This window comes from Rhodopirellula sp. MGV (genome assembly GCF_002251265.1).
GTDB classification, from domain to species: domain Bacteria; phylum Planctomycetota; class Planctomycetia; order Pirellulales; family Pirellulaceae; genus Stieleria; species Stieleria baltica_A.
Genome location: NZ_NPDI01000053.1, coordinates 143403 through 160468, shown reverse-complemented (window position 1 = coordinate 160468; position 17066 = coordinate 143403). Strand labels below are relative to the sequence as shown.

The 17066-nt window shown below is 56.1% G+C and carries 10 protein-coding genes; 6 read left to right on the top strand and 4 right to left on the bottom strand.

The window, feature by feature from the left end; translation table 11 throughout:
- Positions 1–64 precede the first annotated feature (64 nt).
- Complete coding sequence (locus CGZ80_RS19965) at positions 65–2167, bottom strand: vWA domain-containing protein (protein WP_094417444.1); 2103 nt, start codon at positions 2165–2167, stop codon at positions 65–67.
- Between the two features lie 490 nt (positions 2168–2657).
- Between CGZ80_RS19965 and CGZ80_RS19955 the strand changes: the two genes are divergently transcribed.
- Together CGZ80_RS19955 and CGZ80_RS19950 are read left to right on the top strand one after the other, a co-directional pair.
- Positions 2658–3326 (top strand): metallophosphoesterase family protein, encoded by a 669-nt coding sequence (locus tag CGZ80_RS19955; RefSeq protein ID WP_094417442.1) that lies wholly within the window; start codon positions 2658–2660, stop codon positions 3324–3326.
- A 337-nt stretch (positions 3327–3663) separates the two neighbouring features.
- Entirely contained in the window at positions 3664–5751 is a 2088-nt protein-coding gene (locus CGZ80_RS19950; protein WP_094417441.1) for a hypothetical protein, read from the top strand.
- Here the strand turns inward: CGZ80_RS19950 and tmk are convergent.
- Complete coding sequence (gene tmk / locus CGZ80_RS19945; protein WP_094417440.1) at positions 5739–6380, bottom strand: dTMP kinase; 642 nt, start codon at positions 6378–6380, stop codon at positions 5739–5741. The two genes, CGZ80_RS19950 and tmk, sit on opposite strands and share 13 nt — an antisense overlap.
- 557 nt (positions 6381–6937) lie before the next feature.
- A complete protein-coding gene (smc, locus tag CGZ80_RS19935; RefSeq protein WP_094417438.1) occupies positions 6938–10534 on the bottom strand; it encodes a chromosome segregation protein SMC in 3597 nt (1198 codons plus the stop codon).
- Between the two features lie 238 nt (positions 10535–10772).
- Here smc and CGZ80_RS19930 point away from each other — a divergent pair, with 238 nt between their 5' ends.
- The 4 genes from CGZ80_RS19930 (at position 10773) to CGZ80_RS19915 (ending at position 16241) form a co-directional block, all read left to right on the top strand.
- A complete protein-coding gene (locus CGZ80_RS19930) occupies positions 10773–12833 on the top strand; it encodes a tetratricopeptide repeat protein (protein WP_094417437.1) in 2061 nt (686 codons plus the stop codon).
- A gap of 74 nt (positions 12834–12907) precedes the next feature.
- On the top strand, positions 12908–13981 hold the full coding sequence (locus CGZ80_RS19925) for a MotA/TolQ/ExbB proton channel family protein (RefSeq protein ID WP_233148540.1): 1074 nt from the start codon (positions 12908–12910) through the stop codon (positions 13979–13981).
- A complete protein-coding gene (locus tag CGZ80_RS19920; RefSeq protein WP_094417435.1) occupies positions 13981–14409 on the top strand; it encodes an ExbD/TolR family protein in 429 nt (142 codons plus the stop codon). Before CGZ80_RS19925 ends, CGZ80_RS19920 begins: the two co-directional genes overlap by 1 nt.
- Positions 14406–16241, top strand: coding sequence for a prenyltransferase/squalene oxidase repeat-containing protein (locus tag CGZ80_RS19915; RefSeq protein ID WP_233148539.1), 1836 nt, complete (start codon positions 14406–14408; stop codon positions 16239–16241). The genes CGZ80_RS19920 and CGZ80_RS19915 overlap by 4 nt, the downstream gene beginning before the upstream one ends.
- A 127-nt stretch (positions 16242–16368) precedes the next feature.
- On the opposite strand, the gene CGZ80_RS19910 is transcribed toward CGZ80_RS19915, so the two are convergent.
- The gene (locus CGZ80_RS19910; RefSeq protein ID WP_094417434.1) at positions 16369–16659 is read right to left on the bottom strand and encodes a transcriptional regulator; all 291 of its coding nucleotides are present in this window, start codon (positions 16657–16659) and stop codon (positions 16369–16371) included.
- Positions 16660–17066 lie beyond the last annotated feature (407 nt).

Below are 17066 nucleotides of genomic sequence, written 5' to 3'. Positions count from 1 at the left end.
AATCGAAGTCCAAGAATCGAAGTCATTGCCCGTGCCTTTCGCTTCGAGCAACAACGATTTCCGGCTACAGCTTTGGAATCGGACGCTGGGGGGCCTTCTTTTCGATCATCCGCTTTTGGTCGTCCGACGGTGGCGGAGGAGCGTTGTTGTTATTGCCCGGATTTCGCGGTGCCGGAGGTGACAGGTCAGTGAATTTCTCGGTCCATTTCCAGCCAATTGGCACCTCCAATTCTTTTGAAGCCAGCAATGCCCATGGGGTGCCCGGGTGATTGTTGACAACGGTTTCGAGCAGCTCGCGAGCCGTCTCGGCCTCCCGCTTCCAACGGCTACCGACGCTGACCTCGTCGCTCGGCTGAAGGACCCAAGTGTTGTTCTTTTCGCCTTCGAACTTCATCCCCAGCTTGGCTTTTGCAAGCATCGCGTTATAAGTCTCGGTTCGGACCTTCTGGGCCAAGACACGCCCCATCGCCAGGTCATAGCCGGCACTCCAGCGCGGACTTTCCTCTTTCTCGCGATAGTCCATTCCAGGCTGCAATGCGATTGCCATCATGTTCAGTGGCTGTTCCAACCGGGCAGCCTGTTTTTGAGCTTCCGTCAAATCGCTTGCCAAGCGAGCCTGATCGACCCCCAAGAATTCCAATCGCGGTTTGGAGATTCCGGTTGCGGGCTTCATTTGCGCCGTGCTGACAAGTGCCTTTCGCAACGGACTTGACTGCACCTTGGTCATGTAGTCACGCGGCGATAGGTAGTCAGGGCGATAGCGTGACATCGCCGACGGATCAAAGAAGTATTCGAGGTCCGATGCGTAAGCAGAAAGCTCGTTGCGGCGTACTTTGCGAGCGACGTTTCGATTGGGATGAACGTTGAAGTAGATGCCGCCGGTCTCGTAGCTTAACCGGGTCAGCGAATACGGCCCGAAGCCGCTATCAATTGTGGGTTCTTGTGAGAAGTCAGCGGTGAAGGGCAACTGCACACGTTCCGGCATGAACGACTCGGGACCTTGATCGACAGAGGCCCAACGTGGCGTTTGGTCGTAGTTCGGATCTGGATCAACGTACTTCACCAAGGTCTCGGCGCGTCCAAACGGTGCAGGCACCCCAATCACATGAACGGGAATCCCGTATTTCCGGCAGATATCGATCGATTCTTCTACCTGAATTTCGTCGTCGCCTTTTTCGTCAGTCACAACGATCAGCAAGACGTTCCTCGCCGGGTCCTGTCCGCCACGACGAACTCGCAATGGCTTGTACTTGTCGGCAGCCATTTTGACGGCAGAAAAAACGCGTTCGACACCTGACGTGTCAGTTTCGATTTTGTCAACGATCGACTTGATTTCATTCACGTCCTCCGTCGGCGTCTCCGTATAGAGCGTGATGTTTTCACCGAAGCCGATCACAGAATTGAGCAACTGCGCGTCGTGGTTGATACCGCGTGGCTTCTTGGCGGAGGCAAGATTGTCGCCTTCCGATTGGGCGCCCTTGTCTTGCCGCAAAATGCCCAACTCGTCGTAGATTCGATCAAACCGATCACGAATTTCGCGCCGCTGCCGGTGCAGTGAACCGCTCTGGTCGAACAGCCAAACCACCAAAGTGGGCCGTTCTTCCATTGACTGCAAAATTTCGTAGGTCAACCGATCGACAGCACCAGCAGCTCCGGTCGCACCTTCGCCGACGTTGCCTTTTTGGTCGACCAAGCGGTCCATCGGCGCCATCGGTTGCGAAAAGATCCGATTGACTTCGATATCACCGAGATCTGACTTTTCGATTTCGACCGGGCTGGGGATTTCGGCGACCTCGGCGAACATCTCAGCTGACGCTTCGGCCATGTCGGCTTCCGCAGTGCTGTTTGCCCCAGGAGCCAACTCGGGAATCTCGCTGTAAACGACTTCCTCGATAATGGTTTCTGATTCTGTTTCGACGGGCGAAGAGACGATGACAACCGCATCGTCCTCCTCAATCAACTGGGTCGGCATGATCGCCAGAGCGACAATGATCAGGATATGGACAGCCATACTGCCAAACAAAGCAGCCGATTCGTCGGTTTGCAGCACCGCTTCTTCTTCGAGCTCCTCTTCGCTCCAAGCATCTACCTGGCCATCCTGGGGGAGGGCATCACTTTCGGTACGGAGGTCGTCGGTTTCGCTCGAATCCATATCACTGAGTCCCATTGCTGTCCCGACCTTTGCAGTCCTTCGATTTCGGATCATCTGCGCCGCTGACAGGCCACCTAGGCATTACCAGGCGATACAAATGTCAACGACTCTTAGTTTAGCTCAGACCACTGGGTGGTTCGACCGCCTAGGATCAAAACGCTTTAGGGACCGCAATTGTACACATCCCACCGGCAAGCTTTTGCCGTTGCACGACGCCCCCCACCCCTCCAATGACGATTTGGAAATGGATACGAGCAGTGATAACCGGACCGCATCGATTAACTGACACAACGCGGACCATCAGGCCATCATTAATCCCCCCAACACGCTCCGCACGATACAACGCAATCGATTGGGACGCCCCCTCAAGCGACACCCGTATTCGGGTTACACTTCACACTCAAACGATTTAGCCTGACGCTACCAGCATGCGTTCGCTGAACCGAGCGAACCGCCCCGTAGGCATCTCCCTTTCAAATCCCCGACCCTTGGCTAGGTTTCATCTGTGAGTGGAAGGCTCATCGCGATCGGCGACATTCATGGTTGCCGACTGGCTCTGGAACGATTGATCGAAGCAATCCAACCCCGCGAAAACGACACCATCGTCACACTCGGTGATTACATCGATCGCGGCCCTGACTCGTGCGGTGTTCTCGACACCTTGATTCAGTTGGCCCAACGTACACGATTGGTGGGAATCCTAGGCAATCACGAAGAAATGATGCTCGAGGTTCTCAATCATGGTGCGGCGCACCATGCGTGGTTGCGTTACGGGGGCGTCGAAACGCTCGAAAGTTATAACTTCAATGGCGATCTCGATTTCCTTCCTGATACGCACAAAGAGTTCCTCGATTCACTCGGCGACTATTACGCACAAGGCGATTTCTTTTTTACGCATGCGGCGTATGACCCCGAAGCAGAATTCGAAAATCAAGAAATCGAAATGCTTCGCTGGTACTCTTTGACTGATGGGATACCGCCACGGCACCTGAGCGGAAAAACGGCGGTCGTCGGGCATACGGCAAATCGCGACGGCGAAGTCCTCGATGCGGGACACCTCGTCTGTATCGACACGTACTGCTACGGCGGAGGTTGGTTGACGGCGATGGAGATGAATACTCGCCAAGTCTGGCAAACCGACCGGCAAGGAAGACTGAAAGAAACAGCGACCTGAATCGAACTACCGGTTTCCGTGCATAGACCATTGCGCCCCACGAAGCTCGGCTCACTCGCGAAGCTCGGCTCACCCGTTCATTCCCGCCACCGCAACGTCGAATTCACTGGTCCCGTCCATCCGTTGCACTGCAAGACTGAATTGACATTGCGGTTCATGCGGTGAACAGAAAATGCAAGGCACTCAGACGATCCCGAACGTGGGGATCACGGACTGTTAAACTGTCCCTGATAAACTATCTCTGTGTCGCTCAAGCAGCGCACCGCTTTGATTCCAGCGCCGGTCGGTTCCACCCGACCATTCTTTACTCAATTTCACCGCCCCAAACGATCGCCCAATGTCTTCAACCCGTCCAACAACGACGCGGTCGCGTGATATGTTTTGCGCCGTCGCAATCTTTATCTCGATCGCGACATGGCAGGGGCGAGCCCAAGCCGGACTGAGTAGCGAAAATGTCATTGTGGTCGTCAACGGTGATTCGACGATCTCACGAACGATCGCCAATCACTACGTCCACCTGAGAAAGATCCCGATCGACAATGTGATCGTTCTTGAAGGGATTCCCAAAAAAACGACGATGCGACTGGACGAGTTCCGCGACCAGATTTTGAATCCTGTCTTAAAGACAATCGACGAGCGAAAACTGTCTCCACTGGCACGAACAATCGCGTACTCCGCTGATATTCCGTATGCGGTCAAAATTGGCGCGCACACCAATGAACTTCCCGAAGGACCAGTCAAAAAATACCAACGCCCCATCGCGTCGATTAACGGACTGACCTACTTCTATCGTTACGTGCTATCAGACAGTCCCGCGTACCTCAGTTTTGGCTCGAACCAGTATGCGCGTGGCAAGTTCTCTCGCCACTTTTCCAATCCGTTCACCGGCGACGACAAAGAACGCTTTGAAGAAGCCTCGAAACTCGATGGCGAAAACGATAACAAAGCATCTGCTGAAATTTGGTCCGCACTGCACAAGAAGCACCCCGAGATGCCGGCAGTCGCGCTCAACGCAGCCGAAGCTTATTCGCTTTCTGGAGACGACGCACAGGCAGTCGCAATGATCAAAGCTGCGTTGAAAGCGGGCTGGTGGTCATCTCGATACTTGCGAGAGCGTTCCGCACTGAGCAAATATCTCGACGATCCGGATCTACAAAAAGCACTGCCGCTGATGGACGACAGCCCAATCGTCTGGCAAGGCCCGGAAGCTTTTTCGGGATCCGTCGGCTGGGCGATCACCGGACGCCGTGTCGGTATTAAAGACGGCGGCACGCCTTACATGATGTCTTGTGTGTTGGCCGTCGTTCACCCCAATGGCTCATCCACCAGCGAAGCCGTTCGGATCTTACAACGCGCAAGTGAATCCGATCACACCTTTCCAAAAGCAAGGTTCACATTTGCCGGTGGCGCTGGCGTCCGTGCGAAAACTCGCTTTCCCGTGATCGCCGACGCATCGGTCTACCTACAAGAACTCGGTTATCAAACGGAAATTTTTCGGGGCGTTTTGCCTGACGGAAAAGATCCGATTGCCGGAATGATGGTTGGCACCGCAAACGCCCCTCTGGCTAACACGCCGCTTGATCTCGTGCCTGGCTCGATCGCAGAAAACCTGACCAGCTCAGGCGCGGTGTTTGACTCGACGTCCCAAATTAAGTGCACCGAGTTTCTTGCCGCCGGCGCGGCGATGAGCAGTGGAACCGTTACCGAGCCTTACTCACTGCCATTTAAGTTTCCTACGCCAATGATGTATGGCTACTACGCTCAAGGCCTGAGCGCGATGGAGTCGTTTTACCAATCGGTGCAGTCACCCTACCAACTGCTGATCGTCGGCGACCCTTTGGCCCAGCCCTTTGCTCGTGCCCCCGATGAAGTCGTCGAAATCTCAATGGTCCAAGGCGAGCAAAAGAAAATCAAACTTCAACGTCGGTCGCTCAAACTAGACGTCCCCAAAACGCGCACCCGTTCGATCGAACTTTCCATCAACGGGAAACTGATGCAAACCATCCCTCCCACGCCCAATATCGAACTCAATTGGCCAGACGATGCCTCAGGGATTTTTGACATCCGTGCCACGTTGACCGGGCTTGATCGCACCGAACCACGAATGACCTTCGCGGCCGAAATCGATTCGCTGGGCGAACAGCCAACCCCGACGGCAACGATCACAAAGTCACGTGAGAACGTTGAAGGTCTAGCAAACGACGGATCCCTCGCAACACCCATTGAAATCGAAGTCAGCTGCGAGGGCGCTGACCGAATTGAAATCCACCACTTCGGCAAAGTGCTGGCAACCGCCGATCAGGATCACGCCACACTAACGATCGAAACCAAGCAGCTCGGCGGCGGCCCGCTGTACTTCAGGCCAAACGCCTTCTTTGGTGAAAAACGAGTGCAAGGCAAGATCCTGATCGATCAACCGTATTGAGCCAGCTGCTCCAGTACTGCTGACTTGAGCTCAGCCGAGACGGCTTCGACGGGTTGATCGGCATTGACCACAACCGTCGCTTCACTTGCCTTGGGAAGCTGCTCAAGAAACGCTTGGCGGACGCGTTCCATGTAGGCCTCGCCCCGTGCTTCCATGCGGTCCCGTGGACCTTCGATGCGTTCCATCGATCGCGCTGCTGGCATGTCAAGCAACACGGTCAAATCGGGTCGCAGACCGCCATTGGCCAAACCGCCGAGTTCCCACAACAGAGACGGATCGACACCCGGCGCGTGTGAATCGCCGATGCTTTGGTAAACAACATTTGCCAGCAAGAAGCGATCCGAAATCACGCTGATTCCATCACGGAGCGCTGGTCGAATCGTTGTTTCAACCATCTCACAGCGGCTCGCCATAAACAGCATTGCCTCGGTCCGACGATTCATCGTGAGATCACTCTCCAACAACAGTTCGCGCAGCCGCTTCCCGATCTCCGTCGAACCAGGGTCGCGCGTTAATAAACAGCGATGACCACGATCAGTGAGCAGGTCACTGAGAAAGGCAATCTGAGTAGACTTGCCGACACCGTCGATCCCGTCGATGGCGATGAAAACGGATTTAGGGTTGGACATTTCTGGGCGCTGAGGGAAAAATCCCACACTTTTCTAGGCGGTCGAAAGCTCAGTTCGGCCCCGCAAAACGCGGTGTTTGGACAGAGCAGCCTGAGCATACGTATAGACCGCCGAACTTGACTTGGTAACTTTAAGCTTGATAAGGGCCACTTGTAGGGGTAGATTTCTCCCCTAGCAGCCTTTTCTGTTCGATGGATGCAATTTAAAGGAGTGGCTGATGCAATCCAACAGTCTGATTCGGTTCACGCGTTCGTGCCCGACTTGTGGGCGTCGAATTCAAATCCGTGGATCTCTGCTGGGTCGTGAGGTCTCTTGCCAACACTGTAACGCGAAGTTTGTCGCGATGGCAACGGATGACTCAGCCGGCCGCATTGACGACGCACAGCGTTTGCTCGATCGCGTTGACACCATCTTGTCGACCAAGATCGAAACACCACCCGTCGTTTCCTAGGATTGGTTCTTTCAATCGATCCAAAAACGCTTTCGGCGATTCCAAGGGAATGGACTCGTCCGAGCGGATAGACCCTCGCGGATTTTTCCCGCACGAATTGCCATCACTAGGCAGCTTCGCCTTCCGTGATCTCGCCGTCTTCACTGACATCTTCGAAGCGAATCGAGACACGCTTGCTCACACCCGATTCTTGCATCGTCACGCCATACAGCGTCGTCGCCGCAGTCATCGTCTTCTTACTGTGAGTGACGATTACAAACTTGCTGTGATCCAAGAACTCATTGAGCACCATCACAAAACGGCCAATGTTGGCTTCATCAAATGGCGCGTCGACTTCGTCTAGGACACAAAACGGACTGGGCCGGTATTGGAAAATTGACATCAGCAGCGCGACCGCCGTCAACGCTTTCTCACCACCGGAAAGCAGCGAGTTACTGAAACTGGGCTTACCGGGTGGAGTCGCGACAATTTCGACGCCGGCTTCCAACGGGTCCTCTGATTCTTCGAGCACCAAGTCCGCATGCCCGCCGCCGAACGACTTGCGATAAAGCTTTTGGAAGTTCTGCCGAATCGCTTCCAACGTATCAAGAAACAATCGCCGACTGTCGGCATTGATGCGACCAATGATCCGCTGCAACGATTCCTTTGCGGCAGCAAGATCTTCGTACTGGCCGCTCAATAAATCATGACGCTCTTGCAAGCCTTCCAATTCGGCGAGCGCCTCCATATTGACATTGCTCGTCCGCTGCAACTGCTCACGCAAATGGTTGATCTCTTCGTCCATCTTGGAGCGATTTTCGATCTCAGCCAGCTCTTCGGGCGGCTCGTCATTTTCGAGATCGATTTGGTAGTCCTCGGCGATTCGCTCGGCCAGTGTACCGCGCCGCATCATCGTCGATTCGCGACGATTGGTCACCGAGTGAACCTGCTCACTCGCTTCGGCAACTGCCTTGATCGTCGCTTCACTGGCTTCGGCGATGGCTCGATTGGACTGACGTAGCGACTGTGCTTTTTCAGCCAGCGTCCGCAACTGGGTTTCTTGTGTGTCAGTTTGCGATGTCAGTGCTGCCAACTGCGTGACGGTCTCCTTGATCCGCTGCTTCAGCTCTGTTTGCCTGGCGTAACCGGTTTCCGCCGTCACGGTTGCACTGTCGACTGACTTGCGGCGTTCTTCTTGCTCGCGACGCTGTGATTCGATCTGTGCCGCGAGCGCCTCTTGCCGTTGCTCTGATCGAGCGAGTTCGACGCTTGCGGTCATCACGGCACTCGATGCCGACTGCAACGCTTGCTGTGAACCGGAAAGCATCTCTTCGACATCGGCGGCTTCGGTTTCCAATCGCTCGATCACCTTGCGTGATTCAAGAATCGATTCGGAAAGCGTCCCTGCTTCTTGCTTTGCCGTATCGCGTTCTTGACGAGTCGATTCGACATCGTTGTTGATTTGGTCATACGCAGACTTGCGAGCTTTCGCACGCTCCTTGGCGTGACGCACGTCGGCTTCTGCGGCAGCTTTTTCGGTGACCAGATTTCGGTGGCTGATCTCCATGCGTCCCAAGGTGCTCGCACATTCGTCAACCAGCGCAGCTAATTCGCGAATCGCTTCGTCGTTCTCGGAGATCTCGAACGTGTAATGCTCGATCTCTTCAGCGGCAGCGTTCATTTCACTACGCCGACTGACCAGCGCGGTGGTCGCACCGGCAGGTCCGACGATCAAACTGCCGTCGCCCATCAGCACTTCACCGCGCCGCGTGACGATCTGTTGATCCGGCCCACAGAGACGCCGCACCAACGTTGCCGAGTCCAAGTCCTCGACCAGCCATGACGAGCTCAGCAAATGAGCGATCAGCTTTTCGCCGACTCCTTCGCACTCGATCACACGATCGGCGCGGCCGATAACACCTTGGAAACCTTCCAACTGAATCCGGTTCGTTCGCGGCGGCTCGGGCAGGTGATCCATCCGGATGATGCCCACGCGGCTATCGATTTTGATTTCGCCGCTAACGATCGCATCAGCGAGTTGACCGTCGTGCGTGACAATGAACTGTGCCCGATCACGAAGCGCCGCGTCAATCATCGGTGCCGTTTCGACATCCACATTGACCATCGCCGCGACCATCCCAATCACGCTAGTCGCCAGCGGATGGTCCGGATCGGCGACATGCTCCAAGACCGCTCGCACGCCACCTGATACACCTTCGTGACGTTTCACCAAGTCCTCGAGCACCAAATATCGCTGGCGCACGCCTTCTAATCGGGCACGCAATTCAGCGGTTTCGCCACTTCGACGGTCGAGGACTTCGCGATGCTCGTCCGTCTTCTTCTTCTGGACTTTTAGCTCAGCTTCAGATGTCTTGATGCGTTGCTCGAGCTGCCCCAGACGCTCCTCAGCCATCTCGGACTCGGTCGTCGCCTTTTCAAGCATCGCTGCCGAATCAGTCAGCCGCTTTTCCAAACTGACCAATTGCCGTTCGGACTCGGACAATCGGGTTTCCGATCGCTGCAGCTTGACCTCCATCTCGGAGACTCGTCGAATCGATTCCAGGTGCTGTTTGGAAATCGACTCACGCCGCTTGAGCACTTCGTCCGTTTCGTTTTGGATCTGATCTCGCTTGGCGACCAGCTCGGTGTTCCGTTGGCGAACTTCACCGAGCTCCTGATCACCCTTGGCGTGATCGGCGATCGCCTGGTCCAGTTCATCGTCCGCTTTGCGAGCTTGGCGAACGAGTGCACGCGAACGGCGCAAGGCATCGGCGATAGATAGCCGGACGTCGCTGACGGAACCTTGGTCGGCGTCTTTGCGGCCACTGAGCGTTGCCGCTTGAGCCAGCAATTCGTGCCGCTGTTGTTCCAGCTCACGCGCTTCGTCAGCAATCGTCTGCAGCTCCATGTCCGCCGCTTGACGCTTCGCCGAAATCTCTTCGCGTTCTGCTTCCAGTTCGCGCAAACGAGTGCTCGCCTGTGTCAGCTCTTTTTCACAGGTCTCGAACTCGTGATTCAGGTTCGCCCAATCGTTCCATGCGATCACCGTTCGCAGCTCTTTTAGCCGCTCGGACGCCTGACGATAACGCTCGGCCTTTGCCGCTTGACTGCGAACGCTTCGTAAACGGGCGCCGACTTCTTCGACGATATCACTCAGCCGAGTCAGGTTGGTTTGCACGCGGGCAAGGCGTCGCTCTGCTTCCAGCTTCTTTGCCTTGAAGCGGCTGATGCCCGCAGCCTCTTCAAAGATTGCCCGGCGGTCTTTCGCGTTGGCCTGCAACATCCGGTCGACCTTGCCCTGCTCGATCAAGCTATAGGCGTCGATCCCGATGCCCGTCCCACGAATCAGGTCACGGACGTCTTTCAAGCGAACGGAGTCGCCATTGATCAAAAACTCGCTTTCACCACTCCGGTAAACACGCCGCGTCACGTGGACTTCCGGTGCGTCGATCGGCAAATTGCCTTGCGAGTTGTCGAACACGATTGTCGCTTCGGCGGCACCCGCGGGGGGACGTGTCTGAGAGCCCTTGAAGATCACGTCGGACATCTCTTTGCCGCGCAGTCCCTTCGGACTTTGCGAACCCAACACCCACTTCATCGCGTCAACGATGTTGGATTTACCACTTCCGTTGGGACCGACAACCACCGTGATCCCATCCGGAAAATCGAATCGCGTCCGATCCGCAAAGCTCTTAAAGCCGGCGAGTTCGAGAGCTTTCAGCATGCGTGGAGTCGGACCGAGAAACGAGGGACGGATGCAGTTGGACCGGATCAATTCAGGGCGTCAAAATCCGCTTTATCATTCCGATAGCAACTGCTCTTAGCGTAGATGAAACGCCCTTCATCGGGTAGTTGGTTTTATTGGTAAACCGAGGGTTCTGGAGAAGCTGGGACGCAGGCTCACCTTGCAACGGGAACGACTTTTCCAGTAATCCGGGATATTCCGATTATTCCGGACCGTCATGTTTGCGCTTTATCATCAACAACTCACCGAAACGCACCTCCAACAATCGCTTGGTTGTCTGCCCCCCTGCAAAGGATCCGCAGTCAAACAGCGTCACAAGGACTGCTGCGCCATCGTGAAGCCCACCGCCCGGTTGGCTTCGTACGGTTTGGCGTTGCTTCTGATCAGCGGATTGCTGCCTTTGCCATGCCAAATCGGCGAACTGCGTGCCGACGAAGCCACAACAGAATCGGCGAGCACGCCCGATTCGCCAACCAAACTGAACATTCGAGACGCAATTTCGGAAGTGCGTCGCCTGCGCCAACAGGGCGATCTGTCGGAATCAGTCGAACGGCTCCGACAAGTCGACGACTACGTCACCGAACATCACCCGGGGCAACTGCAGCTGGCCGCTGACTATGTGCTGCTAGCACGAGCAGCGACCAGCAAGCTTCCCCAGGAAACAGTCGACCAATTATTCGCATCGGCCGCCTATTGGTTAAGCCAAGAAGAAACGCCACAGCCGACGCTTCAACAGCGAATCATCCTCGTAACCGCCATTGCGACACACCAATCAACGCGCGGGTTACTCGACGAGGCAAAACGGTCGCTGCTAGACATTTTCGATTCGCTCCAATCTGCGGACCCTTCGAACGCGTCCGAATTGCCGACGGAAGGTTTCGTCAACTTGACAATGCAAACCGCCTGGCAAGCGATGACGAGCGGAAACTCGAACACGGCCATCGAACTTTATCAATCGCTGTTGGATACGATCGACGCGGAGCTCCTCTCACTTCCGGCCGACCAACTGGCACTCGTGCGACTTGGGTTTGCATGGGCCACGGCGTTGGATCCAGAACAAAAACAGATCGCTGCCGACCGCTTGGCAGAATTCACCAGCCTTTACCCCGATCATCGCGATGCCGCCAAGGCAAGCGGTCTCCGGATCCGCTGCTTGCTTGCGGCCAACAACGCCGACGAGCTTGTCACCGCCTGCGAAAAGCACTTCCACGATTTTCCAGACGCCCCCGAAACGCCTTCGCTGGTGATCGAACTCGCGAGTCTCGACACGCCCCTCGCCCCAGCCATTCACGACTGGCTCGTTTCAGGAAAATCGGCTGAGCAATGGCCGGCGGCGCTCATCGCGACCGCGTTAGCGAAATTCGGTAGCGAGTTCGCCCCGGCCGATTTCGATCAACTTGTCACTCAGCTGACCGCAAAAGACCGCGCGGGAACATGGACTGCACAAGTGCTTGAAAACTGTGATGCGAATGACCAATCGGCAATCTCCGAGTTGATTGCGGCCGCCGTGATCGGCGGGCGAATCGCCGAGGCAACCGAACTGAGCATCGAATCGGCCGCCCGCTGGGCAGGACGCACAAGTCGCTGGTCAATGCTCCTTCACGCCGCCGAGAACATTGACCTTCAAGACGACTTCGCGGGCCGCACGGTCCATGTCGATCGGCTATTTGCAGAGGCGATCTACCTTTCAGGCCAGCAGAGCAAAGCACTCGCCTACTGGAAACATGTCGTTGACACACGCGGCGCCGACGACTTCGCCACGCTGCTCCGCTGCGCCGAATGCGCCGTCTTGGCAGACGAAACCGAGGAAGCCGATCGGCGTCTGGAGCCGATCCGCCAGCGCATCACAGAAGCTGGCGAACACGCTGCCACCGAACGACCATTGGTCGAGTTACTCGAAGCCGACCTGGCGATACGTAAACTGCAATTTGACAAAGCTCGCACGCGGTTGGAATCCGTGGTCCGCGCGCCGGACTCGCCCCCCAACCTTCGTGCCCGTGCCCAATGGATGATCGGCGAAACACATCTGCTGCAAGAAAATTTCACCGAAGCGATCGACGCCTATCGAATGGTCGAAGGACTCGACCCCGGCGGGCCATACCATGCCGCCGCTTTGGTCCAAGCCGGCAAAGCTTTTGAACAATTGGGGCGGACACGCCAAGCCAGTGTTTGTTACGGAACGCTGTTGGAGCGATTCGCAGACAGCAAATATGCGTCCGAAGCTCGCCACCGACTCTCATCACTACCAACTCATACACCCTCTCGCACTCGCCGCTAGCCGCCTTGCCGTGAACACACTGCATTGCCGCTAAGACGCAACGGTGCGATCGCCATCACTCGAACGACGAAACGATGACGCACGAGAAGCCCCAATCACGCTCCTCTATTAAACTCCGCCCCGACAATCGACCGGCCCATATCGCCGGCTTGATGTCGCGATTGCTGCCCGCTTGTGTCCTGGCCATCGGCATGCTCGTTTTGATGAGCATGCTTGATTCCGCACAGGCCCAATACCCGCGGACGAACAACGCCCCACAACCCCAAGCCTACAGCAGCGGTTACCCCGCACAATTCTCCCCGGCTCCCGCGTCACAGCCGATGTACCGCACCGCCGATTCATCCATGGCCACCGGGATGGACGGCTCGATGTCGTCACAGGGCGGGATCCCGGAGGTCCCCATCGATTCAACCGAGACTGCGGTCGACGAGCTTGGCAGTGACGGCACCGATGAAGCCGAGGAAGCAAGTGGCCTGCAGACGCCTGGTTTCATCCAGAAAATCATGTCGGGCGGATGGCTGATGTTGCCCCTGGCAATCTGCTCACTGGTCGTCCTTTCACTGTCGCTCGAACGATTGATCGCGCTCCGTCGCAGTCGCGTGATCCCCAAACCATTTGTCCTTCGCTTCACCGAATGCGTCGAGGACGGCGTGCTCAGCTATGACGAAGCCACCGAACTGTGCAAGGAGTTTGACTGTCCCGTCAGCGAGGTCTTTCGGGCAGCACTTCGCCGCTGGGGACGCCCAATGTTTGAGATCGAACAAGCGGTCATGGACGCAGGCGACCGTGTCGCCGATGGATTGAAAAAATACCTACGCGTGTTTCATGCGATCAGTAACGTCGCACCGTTGATTGGATTGCTAGGAACCGTGATCGGAATGATTGACGCTTTTGAAGTGATCAGCGACCAAGCTTCCTTGGGACGCCCCGAATTACTTGCAAGCGGCATCAGCATGGCGCTGATGACGACCGCCGGAGGGCTATCCGTCGCAATTCCTGCTTACCTAGCCTACATGTACTTCAGCAGTAAATCCGATCGTTATTTAGTCGAGATCGAAAAACTGTGCCAACGCGTGATCGACTGCATCTCCGCTGAAGGACTCGAAACGACCAACGCAACCCGTAGCAAAAGGCGAAAGGCGGCGTGATGGGTAAACGCAATCGATCCAGTGAAGATGTCACGATCAACTTGACACCGATGATCGACGTGGTGTTCTTGCTCGTCATCTTTTTTATGGTTGGCAGCAAGTTCAGCGAATCGGAAAGCGCAATCGAAGTCTCGGTCCCTGCCGTGGGCCCGGCGAATCCCATTTCACGCGTTCCGGATGACCGTGTCGTTTCCTTGACCAAGGATGGTCAGATCATGTTGAACAACGAACCTGTCACCCAAGAACTATTGGTGCAGCGGTTGACCGACGAATTTTCTCGGTATCCCGCACTCAGTGTTATCGTACGCGCCGACGAAGATACCTCCATTCGCCACTACGCTTCGATCGCCCTTTTGGTACGCCAAGCCGGAATCAAAAAGATTTCGATGGCGGTCAAAGAGGATCTAAGCGGAGGCTACCGCCGTTGATTCTTGCTGCAAGCATCGACACGATTTGGTCTGATCCAAGAGTCGTCTATGCGGTCGCGGTTTCGGCGGTCGTATTGCTTGTTGCTACCATTTGGCTGTTCCGGCGAACCAAACGCGAAGGCCGCGCGGCCGGGACGATCTGCCTGATCTTGTCGGTGCTGCTGCATGGCGTGCTCGTCTGGTTAGTGCCCTACAAACCGCAACAACACGGCACCGCTCAATCAAGCGACGGGGACACCGTCGGACTCGATTCGATCGAACTTTCAACCTTCGATCCCGACCTGCAATTCGATGATTCGTCGGCCAAGTCAAACGCAACGCCGTTCATGCCACTCCCCGTCGACCAACTGACGGACCTCGTCGATCCAGCCCCTGCATCGGCAACACCCGAAACACCTCAACCGTCAAGCGACCCCGCCGATCAAGAACCTCCCGACCTCAGCTCAATCGCGGAACTGGAACCGCAACAACTTGACGAAAGTCTGGAATCGATCGCCGACGATGCCCTCGCCGCACTCGACGCGGCACTCCAAGCTCAACTCGACGACCTAGCAGCGTCTGCCCCGGCCGTTGACGAAGGCGAAATGTCTGCACCAGAACAACCGCTTGCTGACGTCGCCGATTTAACAACCGCCTTTCAAGAACCACCTCCTGCGGAACCCGGCCCACTTCCTGAAGCGATGGCGATGACCGCGAGTGTACGCCAACACGAAACCTTTGACGCCGTACCTCAGCCTGCGGCACCGCCTGCCCGCCCGCCTGCGGCACCATCAAACGTCGCTGGCCAACGATCTTCTGACTTCGCCAACCGAACCGGACGGGCCAAAGACGTCGCAATCGAACAGACCGGTGGCGATGTGCAGACCGAAGCCGCCGTTCGTGCGGCCCTTCGCTTTCTCGCCGAGACACAAAATCCAGATGGCAGCTGGAATCCACAAACATCGGGTGCTGGCGAAGAGCGACGGCCTCTTGGCGAACAACGTTTCGGTGCGGGAAAGAAATGCACGACCGCACTGACGGGATTGTCGCTGCTGGCCATGATGGGCGCCGGAAACACTCATCAGTCTGGCCCCTACGCCGAAAATGTTTATCGCGGACTCGCCTACTTGATCCAACACCAACATCCCAACGGTTCACTGGAAGGCAACGCGACACTGTACGCGGCAAGCTATTGCCATTCGATGGCCGCCCTGGCGGTTTGCGAAGACGCTGTGATGACGGGTGACGCGTCGGCGATCGAGTGCGCACGCCGGGCGATTGCCCACACCACACGGATGCAACACCCAATCACGGGTGGCTGGCGATACACGCGTGGCGACCCTGGTGACCTCAGCCAACTTGGTTGGCATGCAATGATGCTCCACTCGGGCCGACGGGCTGGCATTGAGATTAACCAGGATGTCTTTTCTGGTATCCAACGTTTCCTGCGCAGCGTTCAAGTCGGAAGCGGCGGACTCGCGTGCTACCGACCGGGCGAGAATATCAGTCGCACGATGACCGCCGAAGCGCTCGCGATTCGCTTGCTACTCGGGGAAGCAGTCGCTTCGCACGAGATCGCCGAAGCTGAACGCTATCTGTTGCAGCAACGCCCCGGAATGGGGCAAGACAATTATTACTATTGGTACTACGCGACACTTGCGTTGCACCAGATTCAAGATCAAGCGTGGACCACTTGGAACGACTCGCTCAAGCAACGTGTGCTTTCAACACAGCGTCCTGACGGAAGCTGGCCGAACACGTCACTGTGGGGTGGCTATGGCGGACCGATCTATACAACGGCCATGGCCACGCTTTGTTTAGAAACTTACTATCGACATACCCTTCGACAGTAATCTGTTTGTCACTTCAACGGCGTGTCATACAACCACACACCGCTTTCGAATGACGGTCACATGTCCGCCGCATGGGGCGATGCGGCAATCAATGTGAAGCTGGTTGCCATCGGGAACACGCGGTTCCTTACAGCAGGCCTTCTTTGTCCAAGATCTCGCGGTACTGATCTCGTTCGCGACGCGTCGCTTCCAAGTCGAAGACCAAGTACTTCATATCCAATCGCAATTGCGACAGGGCTTCTTGAACCAAGTTCAGGATACGGCGGCGGCGGGTGCTGCATTCGATCGCACGCGTCAACGCGGGGGCAACGGTGTCACGGTAACGAGCAGGGAGTGCGTCGATCGCGCTGCTCAGCTCACGCAATTCTTGTGGAATCTCGTCGTGTTGCTTGTTCGATCCGATCGTCGTCTTTTGCATGCGCCAGGGCTCCGAAGAGTGAAACGTTGGGGTGATTTGCTTGATGGCCCTCCATTGCATTCACGATGCCAGTTCCTCATGGCTCGTCTCCAATCGACAACGTAAGTGGTTACTGTCGTTTGACTTAGGTTGATCCAAATGCCAGCGTTGTCAAAACAAAACGGTGAAAAAAAACAACACCATCTCGCCTAGCCACGCCGCCCTAAATCTTGATATAGCAACAGCTTACGGTTCGAGTTGCGGGTTGCGACACGATGTTGAAATTTTTAAACATCGTCGCGTCTACCACACACTCTGTTGACGAGTTCCCGGCAAGCCATCGGCTGAATCCCAGACGACACCTTCGCCTCCCCCGTTGCTGATGTGATTCTTTTGGCAGAACGGTATTGGGTCAATCATTGATGAGA